Below are 24,386 nucleotides of genomic sequence, written 5' to 3' on the forward strand. Positions count from 1 at the left end.
GGAAGAAGCCGAGCCGAGCTACTACGACACCAACACAACAGCCGAAGAAGGCCTCTGGGCCAGATCAGGATGGACCGGCCGGGCATGACACGCCCAAAGCCATCCACACGTTTTGGCCTATAAGCCCCAACCGCAGTGTCGCACTCTGGCGCGACCGATCGCAGGCACGGTTAAACGAAAAAACCCCCGGAATTCCGGGGGTTTCTGTCGTGAGCGATACTGGGATCGAACCAGCGACCTCTTCCGTGTCAGGGAAGCGCGCTACCGCTGCGCCAATCGCTCATGCTATTGAGTTAAAAATCACTAATTACCGAGGTGGAGACGGGATTTGAACCCGCGTATACGGCTTTGCAGGCCGCTGCCTCGCCTCTCGGCCACTCCACCGCACATGAGAAGCGCCAGCGAGGCTGACACTTCTCACTCGAGCGGATGACGAGATTCGAACTCGCGACCCTCACCTTGGCAAGGTGATGCGCTACCACTGCGCCACATCCGCATTGCACCCGATTTAGTTACCCGTTTTCGCGTGCTAGATGACTGTATACGAAGTCTGCGCTCAGAGCCAATTCGGTTGCGAGCGTGTCGCGAAGATATGCGAAGATTGCTTTGCGGGCGATTGGCGCAGTTGGTAGCGCGCTTCCTTCACACGGAAGAGGTCATCGGTTCGAGCCCGGTATCGCCCACTCTTCAGCCGCGGGAAACCATATCCGCACACGCCAAAATCACCTGTCTGTCGACCGGCTAATCTTAAGCGATGGCCTCAACACAGCCCCGCAAACGGTCACCGCTTCGAAACTTCTTCGTTGGCGTTGGGTTCTTGTTTCGCGGCTTTCGCATCTTGGCCACCGCACCTCGCCTGATGTTTCTCGGCATGATTCCGGCGGCAATAGTTGGAGCAGTTGCAATTGCTCTATTCATCACGCTCATTGTCGGTATCGAGCCCATAGCGGCGTTTCTGACGCCGTTCGCTGCCGATTGGGACGACCTCCCCCGTGCAGCGATCCGCTTCGGCGCTGGCTTAGCTGTGACCCTGGCGAGCATCCTGATCATCGTGAATACCTACACGACGGTGACCCTGATGGTCGGGGATGCTTTCTACCGAAAGATTGCGGGGCACGTGGATGCGCGTCACGGTGCACCGGCAGCGCCCAGCCCCCAAGGGTTCTGGAAGGACGCGCGTCGCGGGCTAGGCGAAGGCTTGCGAATGCTATTTCCGACCATCGGTCTTGCACTGCTCATACTTGTGCTCGGATTCATCCCGATCGCTGGCACGATCGTGGCAGCAACGGCCGGCGCTCTCCTCGGCGGTTGGCTACTGGTTGTCGAGCTTGCCAACATTCCCTTCGAGTCGCGCGGCATGCACCTCACGGCGCGACGACGCGTGCTCAGAGGGTCACGAGCCACATCACTCGGGCTGGGGGTTGCGACCTATCTGATTTTTCTGATCCCGTTTGGCGCAGTGATCGCAATGCCAGCTGCACTGGCTGGCGCGACCCTGCTCACACGATCACTTCTCGACGAGGACTCGGCCACTATCGACGCGGACCCTTCTGCCAATCTTGCTGAGCACCCACCAGCATCCTGACGAAATAACAAACGACCAGCTAGCAGTAGCCACAACGCTCAACAGCTGTTCCTCGAAGATTGCTGTTTGGCCGGTAAAAAGAAAACCCGAACCGGTGGCCAAGACCCCCAACGACACCACACCGATGCTTCCGCCGAGCAGATGCGTATTAACAAGAAAACGCAACTGATTGCCCAGCGGGGAACCACGTCGCACGGTAAAGACACACGCAACAGCTCCCGCAATCAGTCCAGCCACCGCAGCAGACACCGGAGTGAATAGCGGAGCTCCTGCAGTGACCGCGATCAGGCCGCTGACTAGACCGCCAGCAAGCGATCGAAGGCTGATTGCACCATGAGTGATCAACTGAACAGCATTCCAACCAACGGCACCGGCAATAGCACTCACTGCTCCGTTGACGACGATGAGGCCCGCAACATCATCGATGGCGAACTCTGCGCCGACGAGCCATCCAATCCACGACACAACGACCACCGCTAACGCGACGATTCCTGCGGGAACGGGAACAAACATCCGAGCACCGCGAATCAGAGACTTGCGCTCCACAACGAGCACCGCGAACATGCCAGAACCGACCGCAACGCTCATCACTAAAGCGCCGCCGTGATCAATCGGGCTCAACCCGAGAGGTGCGGTCGCATCAAAAGATTCGAACGTGCGAACAGCTGTGGGAATGAACACCGCCACAGCCCAAATTGAACCGAAGATCAGGCTGCGCACGAATGAGGCACCCGCGCTGCGAGCCACAAGAGTAACCAGGTAGCAACTGATTCCGCCGAGCAACGCTAATGACGGCATCATGACACCTCGTACGCCCGAAGACATGATCGGAGACAGCACTAACCACGCAAGGACCCCCGGCGCCGCGCACGCAAAAGACTCCGCAATCACGCGCACCCATGAAGCAGCCGGCAGGATCCGGGCATACAACACGATTAGCGCAGTTAACAGCACCGCAAGAGCAATCGCCCCAATGGTCGCCGCCGCGAATTCTTCCGCCACAGTGAACCTCCCGCGCACAGTCTTATGCCTCATCGGGCACATACACAATGGCTACGCCAAGAACCACCCGAACCTGCCTCTTATCTGGCGCCGTCCGTGCTAATCCGACCTACTTATTGTTTGAGGTTAGGGCGATGAGACGAGAAACAGCACGCAAGTACTTCTTGCTGTAGCCGCCCGCAAGCATGTCCTCGGGGAACACGTCATCAAGCAGCGTCCCTTCCGCGTAAATGCGCACCTGGGCGTCATAGAGTCGGTCGACAAATGCGACAAAGCGCAACGCGTCAGTCTGATTCTTGAACGGATGCACTCCTGTTAGCCCAATCGCGTCGATACCCTCAATCAGCTTCACGTAGCGAGAGGGGTGCACTCCAGAGAGATGCTTCAGCACGTCATCGAAGGAATCGAGGGTCACCGTGCCGGCGACAGTGGCGACGGCAGCCGCCGCGTCCTCGACGGCAATTGCGTGCGCCCCCGTGTCTCGGCGCCTGTAGTCGAGCCCATCGATACGGATGGTTTCGAACTTAGCTGAGAGGGAATCGATCTCTCTTAAGAAATCTTGAGCCGCAAAGCGACCTTCGCCCAATGCGTTTGGCGGTGTATTCGAGGTGGCCGCAATCTTTGTTCCTGAGCCGACAAGCTCAGACAACAATCGAGAAATCAGCCGTGTGTCGCCCGGATCGTCCAGCTCAAACTCGTCGATGCAGACCAGCGAGGCACCCTTCAACAGTTGGACTGCTTGCGCATACCCGACCGCGCCAACCAACGCTGTGTATTCAATGAACGTGCCAAAATACTTTCGCCCAGGCATCTGATGCCATAGTGCGGCCAGCAAATGAGTCTTGCCGACACCGAATCCGCCATCCAGATACACCCCCGGCTTCGCTACAGACTTTTTCTTGCGCGAGAGCAGCCCGCCGCCCTGCTTAGCGGCCGCGGAAAAGTTGCGCATCGCAGCAATGGCGGCGCCTTGCGACGGGTAGTCACGGTCAGGTCGATAGGAATCTAAAGTCGCTTCAGTGAACTGGCGCGGTGGCACGAGTTCGGCGAGCATCTGCGCTCCGGTCAACGACGGGATACGATCGACTAGACGCTCAGGAGTCGTAGGCGCAGTAGCGCTCATTCTCAGCCTCGGTTATGTTTCGCAGTCTTACGGCAACGCGGTGTAATCAGCGGCGAATGCGTAATTTTCTTGGGCAAGGGACTAATCAAGCTTAGTTTGATGCCCGCACCAGTTTTTCCAACCACAATCGGAGGTAGCTATGACTATCGAACGCGACCCGGCCCCTCAATTCATTGAGTTCTCACACCCTGAACGACTGGTCTCTGCGGACTGGCTTGAAGAACGTCTCGAGACCCCCGGGTTGGTAGTGGTTGAATCTGATGAAGATGTGCTGCTCTACGAGACCGGCCACATCCGCGGTGCTGTGAAGATCGACTGGCACACAGATCTCAACGATCCTGTGACTCGTGACTACATCGACGGCGAAGGCTTTGCCGAGCTCATGTCGCGCAGTGGAATCTCACGAGACACCACTGTGGTCATTTACGGCGACAAGACCAACTGGTGGGCTGCGTATGCCCTGTGGGTGTTCACGCTCTTCGGCCACGACGACGTTCGCTTGCTTGATGGTGGCCGCGCAAAGTGGGAAGCGGATGGCCGCGAGTACACGCTCAACGTTCCGACACCTGCGCCCACCGAGTACCCAATCGTCGAGCGCGATGACTCGACAATTCGCGCATTCCGTGACGATGTTCTCACTCACCTTGGCAACCCGCTCATCGATGTCCGCTCTCCTGAGGAGTACAGCGGAGAGCGCACCACTGCTCCTGCTTACCCTGAGGAAGGTGCGCTGCGCGCCGGCCACATCCCGAGCGCTCAGAGCGTGCCATGGTCAAAGGCTGTCGCCGATGACGGAACCTTCCGTCCGCTTAACGAACTCAACGAGATCTACCGCGACGGTGCAGGCCTGAAGGATGGCGACGACATCGTCGCTTACTGCCGCATTGGTGAGCGATCAAGTCACACCTGGTTCGTACTCAACTACCTCATGGGCTTCGAGAACGTTCGCAACTATGACGGATCGTGGACCGAATGGGGTTCCTTGGTTGCCGTTCCGATCGTCATTGGCGTTGAGCCCGGCGAAGTTCCATCGCGTTAGACTTAACCGATGAGTGAGCAGCAGATCCCGACCCAGTTGGCAGAAATCCGCGACGATTTCTTAGACTTGGAACTCCGGGATCGGCTGCAACTTCTTCTTGAGTTTGCAAACGAGCTGCCGGAACTACCTGAGCGCTATCGCGATCACCCCGATCTGTTCGAACGGGTCGAGGAGTGCCAATCCCCCGTTTTCATCTTCGTTGAGGTTGAGAACGACACCGTGCACATGTTCGCGACCGCACCTCCTGAGGCACCGACCACCAGGGGTTTCGCGTCGATATTGGCACAAGGGCTTTCTGGCCTCAGCACCCACGAGGTCTTGGAATTGTCGGATGACTTTCCCCAGTCACTTGGCCTTGCCAAAGCAGTAAGCCCACTCCGCTTGCGGGGAATGACGGGAATGCTAGCGCGAGCAAAGCGTCAGATCCGGCTGAAGAGCCTCACTTAGTCGCAACCCCGGCGGGCTTGTCTGCAGTTCCTTCACCCAGTTGGATGCTCAGCCACGCTCGAATCGTGCCCAGCCAGCGTTCGCTGTCGTAGTTCCACAGCCTCGTGTGACCAGCAGTATCGAATTCTTCGTAGGTCACGATGTCTGGGCGCAGTTCTGCGAGGGCGCGCGACGGTTCTACGGGAACATAGGCGTCGTCTGCACTGTGCATAAGCAGAATTGGTCTGTCGAGTTCGTCGGCGCGATCAATAAAGTTCATCGCCGGAAAATCGAGCGGGTTCTCGGTGCCAACGAGCAGTTGTGCTTGCTCACTTCCGAGCACCGCCTGAGCCGCGCGTTGAATCGGCGTAGGAATTCGGTTGATGGCCCCGTGCAGCTGCAGGATGGGGCCCCACGCGACGACAGGCGAATCGAGCACAAGCCCGACAATCATGTCTCGGTTCGCCGAACGCATCAGGGTTTGCAGCACAGTTGCCCCGCCCATCGACCATCCCATCAGGATTATTCGCTCAGCCCCGGCTGCCCGCGCGTAACTAATCGCGGCATCGACATCCCGATATTCCGTTGAACCTAAGCCGTAGCGTCGGTCCGCAGAATCTGGCGCTTCGGTGTCGTTTCGGTACGACACCGATAACGACGTCAGACCTGCATCGTAAAACTCAGTGATGGCGCGCAACGTCTCTGGCCGTTGGACACCACGACCATGGACATGAATCGCCCACGTGGAACTCGGCTGGGCTGCGGGTACCAACCATGCGGGTGCCGGGCCCAGTTCAGTCTCAATGTCCACGTCGGAGAATGCGAGCCCAAGATCAGCAGGGTTGAGATAGAACCAGCCACTGGTACGTGCGTTATCGCCTGGCTTCGGCTCGCCAAACTGCACCGAGAGCAGCTCCCGAGCCACCCAGCGGGAGCTCTGCGAGATCACAGCACCGATGCGCGCATGACCAGTCTGATCGGCAAACCAGAGGCTAAACCTTCCGGGAGCACGGATCTCGACCGAAGCTGAGAGAACTATGGTCGACTCCCCTAAGGCAAGAATCCGCAAGCCACTTTCGGCACGGCCGGGTGGAGTTACCAGCCGCCGAGCGAACAACACTGAAAGTGCCGCGCTCAATGTCAATCCGATGACACCGATCGCTGCGGCACCGATCGCAACACCGCTAATGATTCCGGCGGCGACGCGTACTCGTCCTGCTCCCCGCATCCGAAAACCTCCGTCTCGCAGCCGCAATGGTGCGGCGTGCCTCACTAGCGATCGTTCCCCTAAAGCCTAATCTTCACTCGTGCCCGATTCGCCAGCTGACCCAACACCACCCGCGGCATTTGCTGCAGCGGTTGAGTCTCTTCGTGGTGCAGTCTTGCGCACTGAGCTGGCTGTGACCGAAATAACTGCTCCTTCCCAGATTGCGCCATGGTCTTTTGCGCTGGCAGCGGATGTCACTCCCGCACGTCACGGCGAGGACTCAGATCTGGGCACTGGCCGTTTTGTCCTCTTGTATGACCCCGAAGTTCCGGATGCGTGGGACAGCGAGTTTCGGATCATTTGTTTCGCTCAGGCGCCCCTGGAGCCCGAGATCGGCGTCGATCCCTTTCTTAGCGAGGTCACGTGGTCGTGGCTCGTTGATGCACTAGCCGGTCGTGGCGCCACCTACGATCAGGTGTCCGGCACCGCTACTCGAATCCTCTCGACTGGATTTGGCGAACTCGCGTCTCAACCCGATGGCGCACAGATCGAATTGCGCGCCTCGTGGAGCCCCAAAGATCTCAGCATGGCCGCGCATGTGGAAGGCTGGAGTGAATTGGTCTGCATGTTAGCCGGCCTACCACCAGCAATTGAAGGAGTCACCCTGTTGTCGGCCCGTAAAGTTGGACGTGAGTAGCGCAACCGAAAGTGCAGCGTCTGAGGGCGAGTCGCACGCCACCCAAGCCCCTCACGATCCCGTACTCGTTATTGACGGTCGGGACGACTACCTTGCCGCCGTAGAGGCTATCGCCCAGGGCCACGGGCCTATCGGGATCGATGCCGAGCGTGCGAGCGGTTACCGCTATTCGCAACGCGCATACCTCATCCAAATTTTCCGCCGCGGTGCAGGAACATTTTTGTTCGATCCGCCCGCGATCGGCGATTTCACAGAACTAAATGACGTCATCGCCGACGAAGAGTGGATCTTGCACGCAGCAACGCAAGACCTGACCTGTTTACGTGAAGTGGGCCTGCATCCCACACGGCTGTTCGATACCGAGTTGGGCGCGCGCCTTGCCGGACTACCCAGGGTCGGACTCGGCACGGTCGTAGAACACCTGCTCGGCATCCACCTTGCTAAAGAACACTCGTCTGCGGATTGGTCAACTCGCCCCCTGCCGCAAGCGTGGCTCGTCTACGCAGCCCTCGATGTAGAGCTACTTGTTGATCTTCGCGAAGCCCTCGGCGAACTACTCGATTCGGCCGACAAGCACGACATCGCCCAGCAAGAATTTGACTCCGTATTAGCTCGGGATCTCAGCAACGTGCGCGCCGAACCGTGGCGCCGGCTCAGCGGTGTGCACTCGATTCGTGGCGGAAAGAATCTCGCCATTGCGCGCGAACTTTGGCTTGCTCGTGATGCCTATGCCCAAGAAGTGGACACGGCACCCGGTCGTCTGGTGCCCGATTCTGCTCTCCTCGCCGCCGCGCGCTTTCTTCCGGAGTCCAAGCGTCAGCTCTCGGCAATGAAAGAGTTCAGCGGGCGAGCCAGCCGCACCCAGATCGATCGTTGGTGGGATGCAATCCAAGCTGGATTGGCATCGACTGACATCCCCGCATCTCGGGTTGCCAGTGATGCGCTTCCGCCGCCGCGCGTGTGGTCGGATAAGAATCCCGAAGCTGACCTTCGGCTCAAGGCTGCTCGCGCCCTGATGGCCGTGCACTCCGAAGAGTTGTCGATCCCGATCGAGAACCTGCTCACTCCCGACTATTTGCGGCGAGTTTCGTGGACGCCTCCAGCAGAAATCACGGCAGAGGGCGTTTCTGAAGCGCTGCAGGCCCTGGGAGCGCGGCAATGGCAAATTGACGTTTCTGCACAGTCAATCGCCGAAGCCTTTGTCGAAGCCAGCCAAACGCCTGAGGACTCCGACGACACCGAGTCGTAGGAACAATCAAAGGATTCCTAACGCTAATCTCGGCCACCTAGGATCAGTGCTACATCCAAGAATCTAGTGGAGGCATTGTGGCCAAGAAAACCGAGATTGTATTCGTAGATGGAGTCCGTACTCCATTTGGACGTGCTGGCGAGAAGGGCATGTTCTGGAATACCAGAGCTGATGACCTTGTCGTCAAAGCGATGATCGGGCTGCTCGAACGTAACCCCCAGATTCCCCAGGAACGCTTTGATGAAGTTGCAATTGCCGCGACGACGCAAACGGGCGATCAGGGCCTCACGATTGGCCGAAGCGCTGCGCTTCTTGCTGGACTGCCCACGTCAGTACCCGGCTACGCCATTGACCGTATGTGCGCTGGCGCCATGACGGCAGTGACCAGCATGGCTGGCGGGATCGCTTTTGGCGCGTACGATCTGACAATTGCCGGCGGCGTTGAGCACATGGGCCACCACCCAATGGGCTCCGGCGTTGATCCCAACCCCCGATTCCTGGCCGAGAAGCTAGTCGACCCCGAAGCGCTCAACATGGGCAATACGGCCGAGAAGCTTCACGACCGCTTCCCGCACCTCACTAAGGCACGCGCAGATGCCTTTGCGTTGCGTAGTCAGCAACGAGCGACTGCCGCGTATGAGGCGAACAACATTCAGCCCGACCTCATCCCGGTCGCCACCAAGAGCGATACCGGATGGGGAATGGCGACTCGCGATGAGGGACTTCGCCCCGAAACAACCCTTGAGGGGCTTGCAGCGCTCAAGACTCCGTTCCGCTCGCACGGTCGTATCACTGCCGGAAATGCTTCAGGTTTGAACGACGGAGCAACCGCCAGCATCATCGCTAGTGGGGATGCCGCACGCGAGTTTGGATTGAAGCCCAAGATGCGCATGGTGAGCTTCGCGTATGCCGGAGTCGAGCCCGAGATCATGGGTATCGGACCGATTCCGTCAACGGAGAAGGCTCTGCGCAAGGCTGGCCTCTCGATTGATGACATCGGGCTCTTCGAACTCAACGAGGCTTTCGCCGTTCAGGTTCTCTCGCTGTTGGATCACTACGGCATCGACGACGAAGATCCTCGAGTCAACCAGTGGGGCGGCGCCATCGCCATGGGCCACCCACTCGCATCCTCTGGTGTGCGTCTCATGATTCAGCTCGCCGCCCAGTTCGAGCAGCACCCCGAGGTGCGCTACGGACTTACCGCCATGTGCGTCGGTCTTGGCCAGGGCGGGTCAGTTATCTGGGAGAACCCCAACCACAAGGGAGCAAAGTAACAATGACCCAGCAGTTTGCACGTCTGGCTGGCCTGTCTAAAGACGAGGTCATCACTCATTCGTTCGTTCGCGATGTGGCGCTCTCAGAGGGGCGCACACTTGCGCTAATCACTCTCGACAATGGAAAAGACCACACCCGACCCAACACTCTCGGCCCCGCAACTCTGCTGGAGTTTGCGGGCGTACTCGATGAGCAGAAGGAACGGGCAACCGCGGGCGAGATCCATGGTGTAGCCGTTACGGGTAAGCCATTCATCTTCGCCGCGGGTGCTGACCTCTCAAAGGTCAGCGAGATCCCCGACCGTGAGACCGGCAAGCAGATGGCCCAGCTTGGCCATTGGGCGCTGGGCAAGTTGAGCGACCTTGGCGTTCCGTCTTTTGTCTTCATCAATGGCCTCGCGCTCGGCGGTGGTGTGGAAGTTCCCCTCAACGCCGATTACCGCACAATCGACAGCTCGGTCCCCGCGCTGGCACTCCCCGAGGTGTTCCTCGGCCTCATCCCCGGCTGGGGTGGTGCATGGCTTCTGCCCAACCTGATCGGCATCGAGAATGCTCTCAAGGTTGTCATCGAGAACCCCCTCAAGAACAACCGGATGCTCAAGGGCCCTGAGGCCTTCGAGCTCGGTATTGCTGACGCAATGTTCGGGCCAGCAAACTTCCTCGAGGATTCAATCCGCTGGGCCGACGGTGTCATCGCCGGCACCACGAAGGTCAAGCGCAAGAACGAGCCAGGCAAAATCGAGCGCACCGTCAAGTGGGATGTTGCGATCGGCATTGCAGAGAAGATGCTCGCCAACCGCATCGGCCGCGTTGCCAAGTCGCCGTATGCTGCGCTTGCACTGCTCAAGGCAGCAAAGAACACCGACAAGAAGACCGGGTTCGAAGCCGAAGATGAGGCTCTGGCAGACATGATCTCTGGAGATCAGTTCCAGGCAAGCATCTATGCATTCAATCTCGTGCAGAAACGCGCCAAGCGACCTGCTGGGGCCCCTGACAAGGAGCTCGCACGCAAGGTCACTAAGGTCGGCGTAATTGGCGCTGGTCTGATGGCTCGCCAATTCGCACTTCTTTTCGTCCGTCGCTTGCAGGTACCCGTGGTCATTACTGACCTCGATCAGGCCGCGACAGATGCTGGAGTTGCCGCCATCCATCAGGAGATCGACAAGCTATATGAGAAGGGCCGGCTGTCATCCGATGACAAGAACCGTCTCACAGCACTCGTCACCGGCACGACGAACAAAGAAGACTTTGCTGACTGCGACTGGGTCATCGAAGCGATCTATGAGGAACTGGGCGCCAAGCAGTCCGTGTTTGCCGAGGTGGAGCAGTACATCTCCGAAGAGGCAATCCTAGCCACGAACACCTCGTCGCTATCGGTTGAGCAGATCGGTGCGAAATTGACGCACCCTGAGCGCCTCGTCGGTTTCCACTTCTTCAACCCTGTGGCAGTGATGCCACTCATTGAAGTTGTCAAGACTCCTCACACCAACGATGAGACGCTGTCGACAGCAATGGTCACGGCAAAGAACCTGCGCAAGACCGCAGTCATCACGACCGACACTCCGGGTTTCGTCGTGAACCGCATTCTTGCAAAGGTTTTGGGCGAGGCTATGCACGCTGTTGACACCGGAACCCCGTTTGAGGTCGTTGAGGAATCAACCCGACCATTCGGACTGCCGATGACTCCGTTCGAGCTTCTCGAGCTCGTTGGGCTCAAGGTGGGAGCACACGTGCTCGACACTCATCACGCGGCATTCCCCGAGCGGTTTTTCGAAAGCAAGAACCTACACAAGCTCGCTGAACTCGGTTTCATCTTCGACCGAGACAGCAAGGGTAAGTCAAAGGGGGTGTCGAAGAAGGCTGTCAAGATTGTCAAGGGCGGCAACTCGCCCATGACTGCTGAAGAGCTTCAGATCCGTATCGAAGACGGGCTTGCAGACGAGATTCATCGGATGTTGGAAGACAACGTCGTCGCCGCTGCCGAAGACATCGACCTGTGCCTCATTCTCGGTGCCGGTTACCCCTTCCAGATGGGTGGTGTCACTCCGTATCTCGATCGTGCTGGGGCCTCCGAGCGTGCCTTCGGCGGAACGTTCCACGACCCGCAGATCTGCGGAGTGCAGTAAGTATTCAGCGGTAGCGCCGCGCAGCAACGAAAGAGGATCGATCCAGGCTGAATCTGGATCGGTCCTCTTTCGTTGCTCAGTGTTGAGCGTGCCCGCTTTCGTCTAGCTGCGTTCGGCAGGAAGCGAAACTGGCTGCGAATCGGTATCACTCAGAGGGCGCGCGATGGGAATCTTGCTCCCGAGCACCTGAGCTACCACGTCGCGGGCAATGTGTTGAGGTGTGAGGCCCACCTGGTCGAGTATGTAGTCGCGGCTACCGTGGTCGAGGAACTCAGCGGGCAACCCCAGCTCGTTCACCGCAGTGTCCACGCCCTGTGCTCGCATATCTTGTCGAATTCGGGTGCCGATTCCGCCGACACGGATGCCGTCTTCAATCGTGATCACGATTCGGTACTGCGCCGAGAAGTCGATGACGCTCTGCGCAACTGGGACTACCCATCGCGGGTCAATCACGGTCGCACCAATCCCCTGAGCGGCCAGAAGTTCGGCTACTTGAAGACCGGTCTTTGCCATCGAGCCCACAGTGACGATGAGCACGTCATGCTGCTCATCTTCACGGAGAACATCCACGCCGTCGCCTGTTCGACGAACAGCGTCATATGAGGTGCCGATGGTGCCCTTAGCGAAGCGGATGACGGTCGGTGCGTCATCGACCGCTACCGCTTCGCCGAGTTCCTCTCGCAGGCGCTCAGCGTCACGCGGTGCAGCGATTCGGATGTTGGGAACAACCTGAAGCAGAGCGAGATCCCACATGCCATGGTGGCTTGCTCCATCCGGCCCGGTGACACCGGCACGGTCAAGGACGAATGTGACGCCGGCGCGGTGAAGCGCGACATCCATGAGCACCTGATCGAATGCACGATTCATGAACGTGGCGTAGAGCGCGACTACGGGGTGCAGACCGCCGTAGGCCATCCCTGCCGCCGAAGTGACCGCGTGCTGTTCCGCAATGCCAACATCGTGAACGCGCTCCGGATACTTCTCAGCGAAAAGGTGAAGTCCTGTTGGGCGCAGCATGGCGGCAGTTATGCCAACCAGTCGGGGGTTGTCGTCCGCGAGGATGACGATCTCTTTCGAGAAGACCGAGGTCCACGACGCAGCACCTGCCGATTGAACCGGCTCCCCCGTTGTGGGATCAATTTGGCCAACCGCGTGGAACTGATCGGCGACGTCAAGCAGCGCCGGCTCGTAGCCGCGGCCCTTCTCAGTGATGGCGTGCACGATTACTGGTGCGCCGTATGATTTGGCCTGCTCAAGCACTTCTGTAAGCGCAGCGATGTCGTGGCCGTGAACCGGACCTAAGTACTTGATGTCGAGGTTGGAATACAGTGCCTCGTTGTTGCTGAAACGCGAGAGGAAGCCGTGCGCGCCGCCGCGGATGCCGCGATACAGTGCGCGCCCTGGTCCGCCAAATGCTCCAAAGAATCGTTGACTCGAGCTGTACAACGAGCGATAGGAACGACGCGTGCGCACGCTGTTCAAGAAGTGGGCCATTCCACCGATAGTCGGTGCATACGAGCGACCATTATCGTTGACCACGATGACGAGGTTGCGACTGTTGTCATCGCTGATGTTGTTGAGTGCCTCCCACGTCATGCCTCCGGTGAGAGCACCGTCACCAACGACAGCAACCACGTGACGGTCGTTCTGGCCTGTCATCTCGAATGCTCGAGATATTCCGTCAGCCCATGACAGCGAACTCGACGCGTGAGAGCTCTCGACGATGTCGTGCTCTGACTCTGAGCGCTGTGGGTAACCCGCTAGCCCGCCTTCAGTACGCAGTTTTGTGAAGTCTTTGCGTCCCGTAAGAATCTTGTGGACATAGCTTTGGTGGCCCGTGTCAAAGACGATCGCATCCCGGGGTGAGTCGAAGACGCGGTGGATCGCGGTCGTCAGCTCGACCACGCCCAGATTCGGACCCAAATGCCCGCCGGTTCGAGACACGTTCTCAACCAGAAATTCACGAATTTCTTGAGCTAACTCGGCAAGCTGGGCAGTGGAGAGACCGTCAAGATCTCGGGGACCGTTGATTCCCTCGAGTAAGTTCATTCCTTCATTCTAGGCTTCTTGCCCGACCTGTGAAGGATTGCGGATGAGGTTCTGAGGTACGGCGATTGCGCGCTCGCACAACGCAGAGGGCGCGTGGCTAGAGTGAAAAACTTTAGCCACGCGCCCTCTGTATCTGTTGCTCGTTAGACCAGCGAACGCAAAACGTACTGCAGGATTCCGCCGTTGCGGTAGTAGTCCGCTTCGCCGGGGGTGTCGATGCGCAGTTTCGTGTCGAACTCTACTGTCGTCTTGCCCTCCGGTGAGTGCGCAGTCGGCTCTGCTACTACGTGCAGCGTGCTCGGGATGCGATCGTCATTGAGTTCTTCGACGCCCGAGATGCTGATGCTTTCGGTTCCATCGAGACCCAACGAATCCCAAGTCTCTCCCTCGGGGAACTGCAAGGGAAGAACGCCCATTCCGATGAGGTTCGAGCGGTGAATACGCTCAAAACTCTCGCAGATGACAGCCTTGACGCCGAGCAAGCTCGTGCCCTTTGCAGCCCAGTCGCGTGAGGAACCCGATCCATACTCTTTGCCACCGAGAACGACGAGCGGAGTGCCCTGCGCCGCGTAGTTCTGGGCGGCGTCGTAGATGAACGACTGTTCGGCATCCACGGTCGTAAAGTCACGCGTGTAGCCACCCTCGACGCCATCAAGAAGCTGGTTCTTGAGGCGAATGTTCGCAAACGTTCCACGAATCATTACCTCGTGGTTTCCGCGACGCGAACCGTAGGAGTTGAAGTCCTTGCGGTCGATGCCATGCTCAGCCAAGTACTGACCGGCCGGGCTGTCGCCCTTGATCGAGCCCGCGGGGCTGATGTGGTCGGTAGTTACCGAGTCGCCGAGCTTCGCGAGAACGCGAGCTCCCGAGATCGAACTGACAGGAGTGATCTCCATAGTCATGCCCTCAAAGTACGGGGGCTTGCGCACGTAGGTCGACTCGTCATCCCACTCGAAGGTGGAGCCGGTCGGCGTTGGCAGGTTCTGCCAACGCTCGTCACCGTCGAATACACCCGCGTACTCGTGGATGAACATTTCGCGGTCAATCGACGAGTCGATCGTGGACTGAACTTCGGAAGCATCGGGCCAGATGTCCTTCAAGAAGACATCATTGCCGTCCTGGTCTTGACCAAGCGCATCGTGGTCGAAGTCGAAGTTCATCGAGCCGGCAAGAGCGTAGGCAATGACCAGCGGCGGGCTAGCCAGGTAGTTCATCTTCACGTCAGGGTTGATACGGCCTTCAAAGTTTCGGTTACCCGAAAGAACCGCAGTCACTGCAAGGTCGTTCTCGTTGATCGCGCTCGAGATTTCATCCTGCAGCGGACCCGAGTTGCCGATACAGGTCGTGCAGCCGTAGCCGACGGTGTAGAACCCGAGGGCTTCGAGCGAGACATCCAAACCAGACTTCGCGTAGTAGTCGGTGACTACTTTCGAGCCGGGAGCCAGCGTGGTTTTGACCCACGGCTTTGATGTCAAACCCTTCGCAGCAGCGTTGCGTGCAAGGAGGCCGGCAGCGAGCATGACGGATGGGTTGGAGGTGTTGGTGCACGACGTGATTGCGGCAATCGCCACAGCTCCGTGGTCAAGCGTGAACGGGTCTCCCCCATCTACGCTCACCGAAGTTGGTGACGACGCAGTGTAGGGAGCGTGACTGGCGTGGGTGTGCGAACGCTCATGAGCCGAATCTTCGTCCTGCGAAGTCAGGCCAACGGGGTCAGACGCGGGGAACGTATCTTCAATAGCGGCATCGACTTTGGAGTGATCCCTCGACGCGTAGTTATTGAGATCGATCTCGAACTGGCTCTTAGCATTGGTGAGTTCGACGCGGTCTTGCGGACGCTTCGGTCCAGCAATCGAGGGCACTACGGTGCCGAGGTCTAATTCGAGGTACTCGCTGTAGTTGGGCTCAACGCTAGGGTCGTGCCAGAGCGACTGAAGCTTCGAATACGCTTCGACGAGGTTGACCTGCTCTTCGCTGCGACCGGTGAGGCGCAGGTAATCGAGCGTTACGTCGTCGATAGGGAACATCGCGGCTGTCGAACCGAATTCAGGGCTCATGTTTCCGATGGTCGCGCGGTTGGCGAGCGGTACTGCACCGACGCCCTCGCCGTAGAACTCGACGAATTTGCCGACGACGCCATGCTGACGCAGCATCTGAGTGATCGTCAGAACTACGTCGGTTGCCGTTACGCCAGCCGGGATTGATCCGCTCAGCTTGAAACCGACAACCTTGGGGATGAGCATCGAGACAGGCTGGCCAAGCATCGCTGCTTCGGCTTCAATTCCGCCGACGCCCCATCCGAGAACACCGAGGCCGTTAACCATCGTGGTGTGCGAGTCGGTGCCCACGAGAGTGTCAGGGAAAGCGCGGGTCTTGCCGTCTACTTCACGGGTGTAGGTGACACGAGCGAGGTGCTCGATGTTCACCTGGTGAACGATTCCGGTTCCGGGAGGAACAACCTTGAAATCATCGAAGGCAGTCTGTCCCCAGCGGAGGAACTGGTAACGCTCACCGTTGCGCTGGTATTCGAGCTCAACGTTGCGCTCAAGCGCATCCTCGGAGCCGAAGAGGTCTGCGATGACCGAGTGGTCGATGACGAGCTCTGCTGGAGCGAGCGGGTTGATCTTGGTGGGGTCTCCACCAAGTTCGGCAACGGCTTCACGCATGGTGGCGAGGTCAACGATGCAGGGAACTCCGGTGAAGTCCTGCATAACAACACGTGCGGGGGTGAACTGAATCTCGGTGTCCGGTTCAGCGTTGGGAACCCAAGAGCTCAACGACCTGATGTGCGCCTCGGTGACGTTCTTGCCATCTTCCGTGCGCAGCAGGTTTTCTAGCAAAACCTTGAGGCTGAACGGCAGTTTTTCGTATCCCGCCACCTTGTCGATGCGGAACACCTCGTAGTCGGTTGATCCGACTGTGAGTGTGTCTTTCGACCCAAAACTATTGACTGTCGACACTGTCATCTCCCTTGCTACGGTTCTTCAATCCTTGCGCGGAGCGTGCGCTGCATCCAGCAAGGTAAGCCTAAGGCTGAATCGCAGTTTGTGGACTGCGAGCGAGGCCAAAAGTATCTTGATGTCAAGATAAATATACACTATCGCCACCCGATGGCTAAGCCGCCACGGCGAAGAGCACGAACTAGTCGGATGCCCGTCGGCCGTAAGCGGCACGCATCAGCAACCACGTAACCCAGAGCACACCCGCATAGAGCGGAACGCCCAGAAGCAGTTTCATCGTGGCGAGAGCCTGTGTTGCCTGAGCGAAGTACAACGGAAGCTCGATCGCGAGCCGCAATGCAAACATGCCTGCCCAGACGAACGTCGCGATCAGCGCTACGTAAAACTTTGCCTTGTCTTCGCGCCAATCACTGGCGTCAGGCACCAAGAGAGTGGCGACAACGCCAACCAGTGGTCTGCGGGCGATCAAGCTGATGATGATCGCGGTCAAGAACACCGCGTTGATGACGAAACCGAGCAAAAAGTTGTCTTCAGCACGGCCAGTGATCAGGGCCAAACCGGCCGAGAGCGCAACACCGAGCACACCAACGAGAGCCGAGGAAACCGGAGTGCGGGATACCAGCCGGACAACGACGAACGCCAGGGCCACAATCACAGGAATCACGACTGAGACCACAAGCTGCTGAGTCAGAGTGAAAATGACCAAGAAGCTCAACCCCGGCAGGATTGATTCGACGAGACCTCGGATGCCGCCCATTGCTGTCAGCAGTGCCCCAGCAGTCGGGGTCTCCCCCGGTGCCACCTGACCAACCGCTGACCGGCGAGCAGCTGAGACTAACGCCTCGCGAACAGAAGGGTCTATCGGCGGCTGGTCGTCACCCACGGAATTCGAGGGATCGTCGATAGAACTCACGCCTGAGATTCCTTCTCACCCGTTGCGGGCATGTGAAGCGGAATCAGATCGCGCGGCGGCATCGGCGTGTTACCCCGAACAACCACAATGGAACGGAACAAATCTTCGATCTTGGTCGCGGCATCCGCGTCGGTAAGTGCCTCGCCAGCAATAACGCCTCGCAAGAACCAGCGTGGGCCATCGACGCCAACGAAACGAGCCATGCGCTTCTCGTCAGACTTTGCACCGGCAACGGGGATCTCAGCAAAGACTTCGGGACCGAAAGGACCCTCAGAGACCTTGGTGGTTCCCCCCTGAGTGTGCACCTGCTCGATAATCTGCTGACGGATCTCATGCCAGAGCCCACTCGAACGTGGTGCCGCGAACGGCTGAATCTGCAATGTAGAACCCGAATAGTCGAGTCCGACGGCAACAACGCGCTTGCTCGCCTCTTCAACTTCGAGACGCAAGTGGAGCTCTTGACGCGGCAGAATCTTCACTCCACCGAGATCTACATACGGGCGAACCGCGTTGGCTTCGCTCTCATCGAGCGGACCCTCGCTCGCACGGTTTTCTGGTGCGGACTTAGGCTGATCTTGAGGTTCAAGAGATTCGGTGTTGTCGCTCACGAAGTAGCTCCTTGTTGGGTTGAATCTGCGCGGAATCCAGTCGAGCCAAAGCCCGACTCACCGCGATGACTACCGGGAAGTGTCGAAACCGGAATGAAACGAGCACGGGACACCGGCATAACGATCAATTGCGCGATTCTATCCCCCGGCTCGATCTCGAACGTGGATGCCGCGTCAGTATTGAGCAAGGTAACGCAGATTTCTCCGCGATAGCCCGCATCCACTGTTCCCGGACTATTGACGACAGTGATGCCATGTCGTGCCGCCAAACCGCTCCTGGGTACGACAAAAGCGACGTATCCATCGGGAAGCGCAACAGAAACGCCAGTAGCAACTGTGTCTCGTTCACCGGGAGCCAGCGTGTAGTGGCCAGCCGAATACAAGTCGGCTCCGGCATCACCTGGATGCGCATAGGTGGGCACTTGCCCTCCGGAGATAAGCACCTCTACGTTGTCGATCACGAGTCGAGGTTAGTGCAGATCAGTCGCGACCCCGAAACACTGACCCGAAAAGCAGTGTGTAATGGATGAGTGACTATCTATCGTGAACGCCTATGGCCAACAGCCTGGCTCTACATCAGCACCGCACTCGTCATCCCTGCGAGCATCTTGGTTTTCATGCCAATCAACATCGTCGCGGGCTACATCACCGCGGCAGTGTTGTACGGCGGCGTCGTCTTGTTCCTATTGTCGTCAGCGCCAACTATTGAAGTTAACGAGACTGAGCTTCGCGCAGGAAAAGCACGGCTGCCGATAGCAATCATCGGAGCGGTAACAACTTTCGACGGCGCAGAAGCAACCCTCGAACGCGGGCAGCGGCTCGATGCGCGTGCCTGGCTAATGATTCGAGGCTGGGTTGCACCGGTTGCAAAACTGGAGGTCAACGATGAGGGCGACCCGACGCCATATTGGTTGTTGTCGAGTCGCACTCCCGAGTTGCTTGCTGAAGCAATCGCGCAGTCTAAGCTGCGCACTCCAAGCAAATAGCGCCGAGCTTGGTGTTGTGGTCTACCTGCGAGCGGTGCTTCACGAGGAAGCAGCTCACGCAAGTGAATTCGTCAGCCTGAGGAGGCAGAACAACCACGTCGAGGTCAAGGTCAGAAAGGTCTGCCCCTGCGAGTTCAAAGTTCGCCGGGTTGTCTGAATCCTCGACATCAACCGAGCCCGACATCTTGTCAGGAACACGCTCTTTAAGAGCCTCGATCGACTCGGAGTCGTCGTCGGTCTTACGAGGTGCGTCGTAGTCGGTGGCCATGCCCATCCACTTCTGTTTTACGTTGAATCACCGGAATCGGCGGCCACAGTTTGCATGAAAGCTAGCCGAATTGCAAACCGCCGAATCTGCATCACTGTGCAGCGCCTGTGACAACTGTTATCCGAGGCGTGTTATTCCCACGTTTTGGGGCAACTCCGTGCGATCCTATAGCGGAATCGTCAGGGCTGGAGAAGTTCACTATGGAAGACCTTCGGGTAGTCGAAGTACAAGACGGTGCACTGATCGTTTCAGGCACTGATGGAACGCAGTACCGCCTCGCGGTAGATAGCGTGCTTCAGTCACGCCTCCGGCAGAGTCGCGGTCAAGTTGGCGCAGTGCCCAAGCTTGCGCCTCGCGAGGTTCAGGCACACATTCGTGCAGGAATGTCTGCGCAGGATGTCGCTAGCGTCACCGGTGCTGATCTGGAATACATTCTTCGTTTCGAAGGTCCCGTGATGGCGGAGCGTGAATTCGTCATTGAGTCTGCGCTCGGCGTTCCCGTTCATGTTGCGGGCGAGACCGATTCGCTCACCTCGTCACGCACCTTCGGATCTGCGATTCGAGAGCGTCTGCTTGAGCTACGAGCCGCTGACGAACGCTGGGCGAGCTGGAAAGACCCGGAAACCGGCTGGATCGTCAAGCTGGCCTTCACCGCCAGCGAGATCGACCACGATGCCCGCTGGCAGTTTGATCCCAAACGTCAGTCGTTGGTACCTCTTAACAATGAAGCAAAAACATTGTCACAGCAGGGCGAAGCAACCGGTGCACTCATTCCACGACTTCGCGCTGTGGCTCCGGTAGATAGCACAGCGGATGCCACGCGCTTCGACAGCGGAGCGTTCGACGTCAATGATCTCGACGAAGAGCCAGAGCCCATTCGTCCTGCAGAGCTTCCCGTCATGCGTGATCGCACTGCCGAAACCGGAGTGGGCAACCAAACTGCTGACCTCCTCGACGCACTGCGCCGACGCCGTGGCGAGCGCGAGCCTGCAAGCTTCGACGCTGCAGACGAGGATGAGTCGCCATCCACTAGCCCGGAGCCATCAATGCGGCTTCTCGATCCGCCCGTCGTTGAGCAGCGCCACGACGCTCCTGCACCGGCCCAGGTACCCGCGCCCCAGCCGACAGCGAAGCCACGCAGACGCCGGGTAGCAATGCCCAGTTGGGATGACATCGTATTTGGCACTAAGCCAGACGACGATCCCGCCTAAGCAACCCACACGCAGTGGGCATCGTTGACGCTGGTGCGCCCACGTGCTAGTTCGCGAATGCCCCGAACCTCAGTAGAGGAACACGCAGCTCATCGTCTGACCACGAACCGTGCTGACCGACCATGAGTCGACCGTGATCGTTTGGGATGCGCGAGTCATAGTACGCAATCGCCTTGCGCGCGGCGACGATAATATCTCCGATGCGCGGTGCGACCTCCGGGTCAACATCGCCAAACCAGCCCGCGGCGACAGCGTCCTCACGACTAACGACCCACGACCGGTGGCCCTCGGCTTGTTGCCAACGATCGAGTACACGCGCACTTTCATCCGCGCTCACACCCGGTTCGAGATGAAGCTGAAGACACCGAGGTTCGCCCGCGACGTGTCGAACCCCGATGAGCAGTTCTGGGGCTGTATCGAAAAGCACGTGCGCGTGAGCGGGAACGTCGACCATGCCATGATCCGCGGTGATGAGCATTCCCTGGTCGTCAGCGAGGTGGCCGACAACCCCTGCCAGTGCCCCATCGAGGGCTTCAAGGGCGTGGGTCCACTGGGGTGACTGCCAGCCGTGAGCATGGCCAGCCATGTCGAGTTCAGGCGCATAGACATAAGTGATGGATGTCGCATCACTCGTATCGGCAACAGCAACCGCGGCGCGCAGTCGCTCAGCTAACGATCCCGCCGCAATGTACTTGGCTCCGCGCAGCACCGCCCGTGTAAACCCGGAATCGCGGTAGCGGGCGGCCCCGACTGCAACCGCCGTGTGGCCCCGCTCGCTTGCGCGCTCGAAGAGTGTCGGAACCCGCTGCCAAGCTGCCGGGTCGAGCCGAGCATCCCATCCAGAAAGCTGGTTGAGCACGCGGTCATTGACGGTATCGAGGGCGCTATAACCGACTAAACCATGCTGGCCTGCGCGCGCCCCGGTGGTGAGGCTCGCGATCGCCGATGCCGTCGTCGTGGGAAACGCGGACTGAATGACCGAGTGCTTCGAGAACGCCGAACTGAGAGTGCGAGCATGACCGGATCGAGCTTTGAGACTGTGCGCACCAAGCCCGTCAACGAGCAAGACCACGGCGTGTGTGACCGACGGCAAGCGCAAGCGATTGGCCTCGCCTTCGATTGCCTGAAGTGAACTTGACAACACATCGGTAAGGTTCGCTGAGTCTGGGTTGAGCGCCGGTAACATTAGGGCAATCCTATGGCTACTCCCACTAAACCCACCCCAGACTCCCCTGCCGGCGAACGCATCGAAGACATCGATGTAACCACTGAAATGCAGGGGTCGTTCTTGGAGTACGCGTACTCCGTGATCTATTCGCGCGCACTTCCCGACGCACGCGACGGTTTGAAGCCGGTGCAACGCCGCATTCTGTACCAGATGAGCGAAATGGGTCTGCGCCCTGAAAAGGGACACGTCAAGTCCTCCCGCGTTGTTGGTGACGTCATGGGAAAGCTGCACCCTCACGGTGATGCGTCGATCTATGACGCGATGGTGCGACTGACACAAAGCTTTATTTTGCGCGTGCCGCTGATTGATGGCCACGGCAACTTCGGTTCGCTGGATGACGGCCCCGCTGCTCCGCGTTACACCGAGGCTCGCCTGCAGGCGTCGGCAATCGCAATGACGGACAATCTCGACGAAGATGTCGTTGACTTTGTTCCTAACTACGACAATTCGACCACTCAGCCCGAGGTGCTTCCTGCGGCGTTCCCCAATCTGCTCGTCAATGGGGCGAGTGGAATTGCTGTCGGGATGGCGACCAACATGGCGCCGCACAACCTCATCGAAGTAGTCGGTGCCGCACGTCACTTGCTGTCGAATCCCGATGCGTCGCTCGAGGAACTCATGCAGTTCGTTCCCGGCCCTGACCTTCCGACAGGGGGCAAGATTATTGGCCTTGCCGGGGTCAAAGATGCCTATGCGAATGGACGCGGTGCGTTCAAGACACGCGCAAAGGTGTCCGTCGAATCCATCACTGCGCGCAAGATGGGGCTCGTCGTGACCGAGCTCCCCTACCTCGTCGGCCCAGAACGAGTCATCGAAAAAATCAAAGACGGTGTCAACGCAAAGAAGATCGTCGGTATTTCTGATGTCACCGACCTCACCGACCGCAACCATGGCCTGCGACTCGTCATCGGTATCAAGACCGGCTTCAGCCCGGATGCCGTACTCGAGCAGCTCTACCGGCTTACTCCCCTAGAAGACAACTTCAGCATCAACGCGGTCACGCTCGTTGATGGCCGCCCGCAGACGCTTGGCCTCAAAGCGCTGCTCGAAGTGTTCCTCAAACACCGCCTCCAGGTCGTCACGCGACGCAGCACCTTCCGCCTCACCAAGCACCGCGAACGGTTGCACTTGGTCGAAGGCCTGCTCATCGCCATCGTCGACATCGATGAGGTCATTCAGGTTATTCGTCAGAGCGACGACAGCGATCAAGCTCGCACCCGATTGCGCGACGTCTTCGACCTGAGCGAACTACAGGCCGAATATATTCTTGAACTCCGACTGCGTCGCCTCACCAAGTTCAGCAGGATCGAGCTCGAAGCCGAAGCCGAGAAACTGCGCGCGGAGATCGAACGGCTCGAAGCATTACTGGCAGACGACAACCTGATCCGGGCCCTCGTCTCCGACGAACTCGAAGAAGTTGCTGAGAAGTTTGGAACTCCGCGTCGCACCCTGTTGACCGAGGCCCCGGCATCCATTGCAACCACCTCTCGTTCGGCTGCACGCAAGAACTTGCCCGTTCTTGAGATCGCTGACGAGCCGTGCATGGTGCTGCTTTCCACAACGGGTCGAGTGATCCGTGTGAGCATCGCCGAAGGTGAGACCGTGCTTGCGGCTCCCCGCCGTTCGAAGCACGATGCGATCCGATCTCGCGTGACCACGACTAGTCGCGCCGAAGTTGGCGCAATTACCACTCGCGGCCGACTCATCCGCTTCACCGCCGTGGATCTCCCGAGTGTGCCGTCGAGCTCTGTGCAGCTTGGTGCGGGCGCCAAAATCAACGAGTACTTGGCCATCGACGGCAAAGAAAAGGTGTTGGCGCTCGTCTCCCTCGACAGCGAACAGCCGATCGCTTTGGGAACACGACAGGGCACCGTGAAGCGCATTGCTCCCGGCGCGTGGCCCTCAAAGCCCGAGTTTGAGGTCATTGCGCTCAAGGGCGGCGACGAACTTATTGGCGCCGCACATAGCAGCGACGGCGACGAGCTCACTTTCATCACGTCTAACGCACAACTGCTTCACTTTGCTGCCTCATCAGTGCGCCCTCAAGGACTCACCGCCGGCGGAATGGCGGGAATTCGAGTGGATGCCGATGCCAGCGTGATTTTCTTCGACTCCGTTGACCCGGGCTCCGACGCTGTCGCGGTTACCGTTTCCGGTTCGAGCGCAACAATCGCCGGAACCGACCCCGGCCGCGCGAAGGTGAGCGAATTTGACCAGTTCCCGGCAAAGGGCCGAGGCACGGGCGGTGTGCGCGCACACTCGCTGCTTAAGGGTGAAGACGTGCTGACACTGGGATGGGTCGGAAGGGCTCCTGCCGCCGCTGTGGCGCCCGATGGCGTCGTGCGTCAGCTGCCAACCGAGCTGACCAAACGTGACGCCTCAGGAACGCCACTAGAGAGTGTGATCGGCTCGATCGGAACAACTCCCTAGCTGCG

20 protein-coding genes and 4 tRNA genes are annotated in these 24,386 nt (G+C 58.9%); 11 read left to right on the plus strand and 13 right to left on the minus strand.

Annotation, left to right across the window (positions count from 1 at the left end):
* Positions 1-210: 210 nt before the first annotated feature.
* From ACTJJW_RS07715 to ACTJJW_RS07725, 3 genes are all read right to left on the minus strand, one after another.
* Positions 211-282 (minus strand) — tRNA-Val (locus ACTJJW_RS07715).
* A gap of 31 nt (positions 283-313) precedes the next feature.
* Positions 314-384 (minus strand) — tRNA-Cys (locus ACTJJW_RS07720).
* 40 nt (positions 385-424) lie between these two features.
* A tRNA-Gly gene (locus ACTJJW_RS07725) sits at positions 425-496 on the minus strand.
* Between the two features lie 114 nt (positions 497-610).
* Here ACTJJW_RS07725 and ACTJJW_RS07730 point away from each other — a divergent pair.
* Both ACTJJW_RS07730 and ACTJJW_RS07735 read left to right on the plus strand, forming a co-directional pair.
* Positions 611-683: transfer RNA gene (locus ACTJJW_RS07730), tRNA-Val, on the plus strand.
* A 71-nt stretch (positions 684-754) separates the two neighbouring features.
* Positions 755-1,585, plus strand: coding sequence for an EI24 domain-containing protein (locus ACTJJW_RS07735; protein WP_462643551.1), 831 nt, complete (start codon positions 755-757; stop codon positions 1,583-1,585).
* Here the strand turns inward: ACTJJW_RS07735 and ACTJJW_RS07740 are convergent.
* Positions 1,508-2,587, minus strand: a complete 1,080-nt coding sequence (locus tag ACTJJW_RS07740; protein WP_462643552.1) for an ammonium transporter — start codon at positions 2,585-2,587, stop codon at positions 1,508-1,510. The genes ACTJJW_RS07735 and ACTJJW_RS07740 overlap by 78 nt on opposite strands.
* Before the next feature lie 109 nt (positions 2,588-2,696).
* Positions 2,697-3,710: a cell division protein ZapE gene (zapE, locus tag ACTJJW_RS07745; protein ID WP_462643553.1), complete on the minus strand. Its 1,014-nt coding sequence runs from the start codon at positions 3,708-3,710 to the stop codon at positions 2,697-2,699.
* Between the two features lie 139 nt (positions 3,711-3,849).
* On the opposite strand from zapE, the gene ACTJJW_RS07750 reads away from it, so the two are divergent.
* Complete coding sequence (locus ACTJJW_RS07750) at positions 3,850-4,749, plus strand: sulfurtransferase (RefSeq protein ID WP_343923998.1); 900 nt, start codon at positions 3,850-3,852, stop codon at positions 4,747-4,749.
* 9 nt (positions 4,750-4,758) lie between these two features.
* Positions 4,759-5,196 (plus strand): SufE family protein, encoded by a 438-nt coding sequence (locus ACTJJW_RS07755; protein WP_343923996.1) that lies wholly within the window; start codon positions 4,759-4,761, stop codon positions 5,194-5,196.
* Here ACTJJW_RS07755 and ACTJJW_RS07760 read toward each other — a convergent pair.
* The gene (locus ACTJJW_RS07760) at positions 5,189-6,403 is read right to left on the minus strand and encodes an alpha/beta hydrolase family protein (protein WP_462643554.1); all 1,215 of its coding nucleotides are present in this window, start codon (positions 6,401-6,403) and stop codon (positions 5,189-5,191) included. The two genes, ACTJJW_RS07755 and ACTJJW_RS07760, sit on opposite strands and share 8 nt — an antisense overlap.
* Positions 6,404-6,482: 79 nt before the next feature.
* Here ACTJJW_RS07760 and ACTJJW_RS07765 point away from each other — a divergent pair, with 79 nt between their 5' ends.
* The 4 genes from ACTJJW_RS07765 to ACTJJW_RS07780 all read left to right on the plus strand — a co-directional run bounded on the left by ACTJJW_RS07765 (position 6,483) and on the right by ACTJJW_RS07780 (position 11,728).
* Positions 6,483-7,079, plus strand: a complete 597-nt coding sequence (locus tag ACTJJW_RS07765; RefSeq protein ID WP_343923992.1) for a DUF3000 domain-containing protein — start codon at positions 6,483-6,485, stop codon at positions 7,077-7,079.
* Positions 7,072-8,328, plus strand: coding sequence for an HRDC domain-containing protein (locus ACTJJW_RS07770; RefSeq protein ID WP_343923991.1), 1,257 nt, complete (start codon positions 7,072-7,074; stop codon positions 8,326-8,328). The genes ACTJJW_RS07765 and ACTJJW_RS07770 overlap by 8 nt, the downstream gene beginning before the upstream one ends.
* Before the next feature lie 77 nt (positions 8,329-8,405).
* The gene (locus ACTJJW_RS07775) at positions 8,406-9,602 is read left to right on the plus strand and encodes a thiolase family protein (protein ID WP_462643555.1); all 1,197 of its coding nucleotides are present in this window, start codon (positions 8,406-8,408) and stop codon (positions 9,600-9,602) included.
* Positions 9,603-9,604: 2 nt separating this feature from the next.
* Positions 9,605-11,728, plus strand: coding sequence for a 3-hydroxyacyl-CoA dehydrogenase NAD-binding domain-containing protein (locus ACTJJW_RS07780; RefSeq protein ID WP_343923989.1), 2,124 nt, complete (start codon positions 9,605-9,607; stop codon positions 11,726-11,728).
* Between the two features lie 102 nt (positions 11,729-11,830).
* Here ACTJJW_RS07780 and dxs read toward each other — a convergent pair whose 3' ends face one another.
* From dxs to dut, 5 genes are all read right to left on the minus strand, one after another.
* Positions 11,831-13,777: a 1-deoxy-D-xylulose-5-phosphate synthase gene (dxs, locus tag ACTJJW_RS07785; protein ID WP_462643556.1), complete on the minus strand. Its 1,947-nt coding sequence runs from the start codon at positions 13,775-13,777 to the stop codon at positions 11,831-11,833.
* 143 nt (positions 13,778-13,920) lie between these two features.
* A complete protein-coding gene (gene acnA, locus ACTJJW_RS07790) occupies positions 13,921-16,737 on the minus strand; it encodes an aconitate hydratase AcnA (protein WP_462643557.1) in 2,817 nt (938 codons plus the stop codon).
* Positions 16,738-16,918: 181 nt separating this feature from the next.
* A complete protein-coding gene (locus ACTJJW_RS07795) occupies positions 16,919-17,650 on the minus strand; it encodes a DUF3159 domain-containing protein (protein ID WP_343923985.1) in 732 nt (243 codons plus the stop codon).
* Complete coding sequence (locus ACTJJW_RS07800) at positions 17,647-18,258, minus strand: DUF3710 domain-containing protein (RefSeq protein ID WP_343923983.1); 612 nt, start codon at positions 18,256-18,258, stop codon at positions 17,647-17,649. Before ACTJJW_RS07800 ends, ACTJJW_RS07795 begins: the two co-directional genes overlap by 4 nt.
* Positions 18,255-18,719 carry a dUTP diphosphatase gene (gene dut, locus ACTJJW_RS07805; protein WP_343923981.1) on the minus strand — a complete coding sequence of 155 codons (465 nt, stop codon included), beginning with the start codon at positions 18,717-18,719 and terminating at the stop codon, positions 18,255-18,257. The genes ACTJJW_RS07800 and dut overlap by 4 nt, the downstream gene beginning before the upstream one ends.
* Positions 18,720-18,788: 69 nt before the next feature.
* Between dut and ACTJJW_RS07810 the strand changes: the two genes are divergently transcribed.
* Entirely contained in the window at positions 18,789-19,244 is a 456-nt protein-coding gene (locus ACTJJW_RS07810) for a DUF3093 domain-containing protein (protein WP_462643558.1), read from the plus strand.
* On the opposite strand, the gene ACTJJW_RS07815 is transcribed toward ACTJJW_RS07810, so the two are convergent.
* A complete protein-coding gene (locus tag ACTJJW_RS07815) occupies positions 19,219-19,512 on the minus strand; it encodes a DUF4193 family protein (RefSeq protein ID WP_040800223.1) in 294 nt (97 codons plus the stop codon). The two genes, ACTJJW_RS07810 and ACTJJW_RS07815, sit on opposite strands and share 26 nt — an antisense overlap.
* Before the next feature lie 200 nt (positions 19,513-19,712).
* Between ACTJJW_RS07815 and sepH the strand changes: the two genes are divergently transcribed.
* Positions 19,713-20,723 carry a septation protein SepH gene (sepH, locus tag ACTJJW_RS07820; RefSeq protein WP_462643559.1) on the plus strand — a complete coding sequence of 337 codons (1,011 nt, stop codon included), beginning with the start codon at positions 19,713-19,715 and terminating at the stop codon, positions 20,721-20,723.
* A 46-nt stretch (positions 20,724-20,769) separates the two neighbouring features.
* Here the strand turns inward: sepH and ACTJJW_RS07825 are convergent, their stop codons facing one another.
* Positions 20,770-21,909 carry an alkaline phosphatase family protein gene (locus tag ACTJJW_RS07825; RefSeq protein WP_462643560.1) on the minus strand — a complete coding sequence of 380 codons (1,140 nt, stop codon included), beginning with the start codon at positions 21,907-21,909 and terminating at the stop codon, positions 20,770-20,772.
* A 12-nt stretch (positions 21,910-21,921) separates the two neighbouring features.
* Here ACTJJW_RS07825 and ACTJJW_RS07830 point away from each other — a divergent pair, with 12 nt between their 5' ends.
* On the plus strand, positions 21,922-24,381 hold the full coding sequence (locus tag ACTJJW_RS07830; protein ID WP_462643561.1) for a DNA gyrase/topoisomerase IV subunit A: 2,460 nt from the start codon (positions 21,922-21,924) through the stop codon (positions 24,379-24,381).
* Positions 24,382-24,386: the final 5 nt, after the last annotated feature.

It is taken from the genome of Rhodoglobus galactosidasius (genome assembly GCF_054957775.1).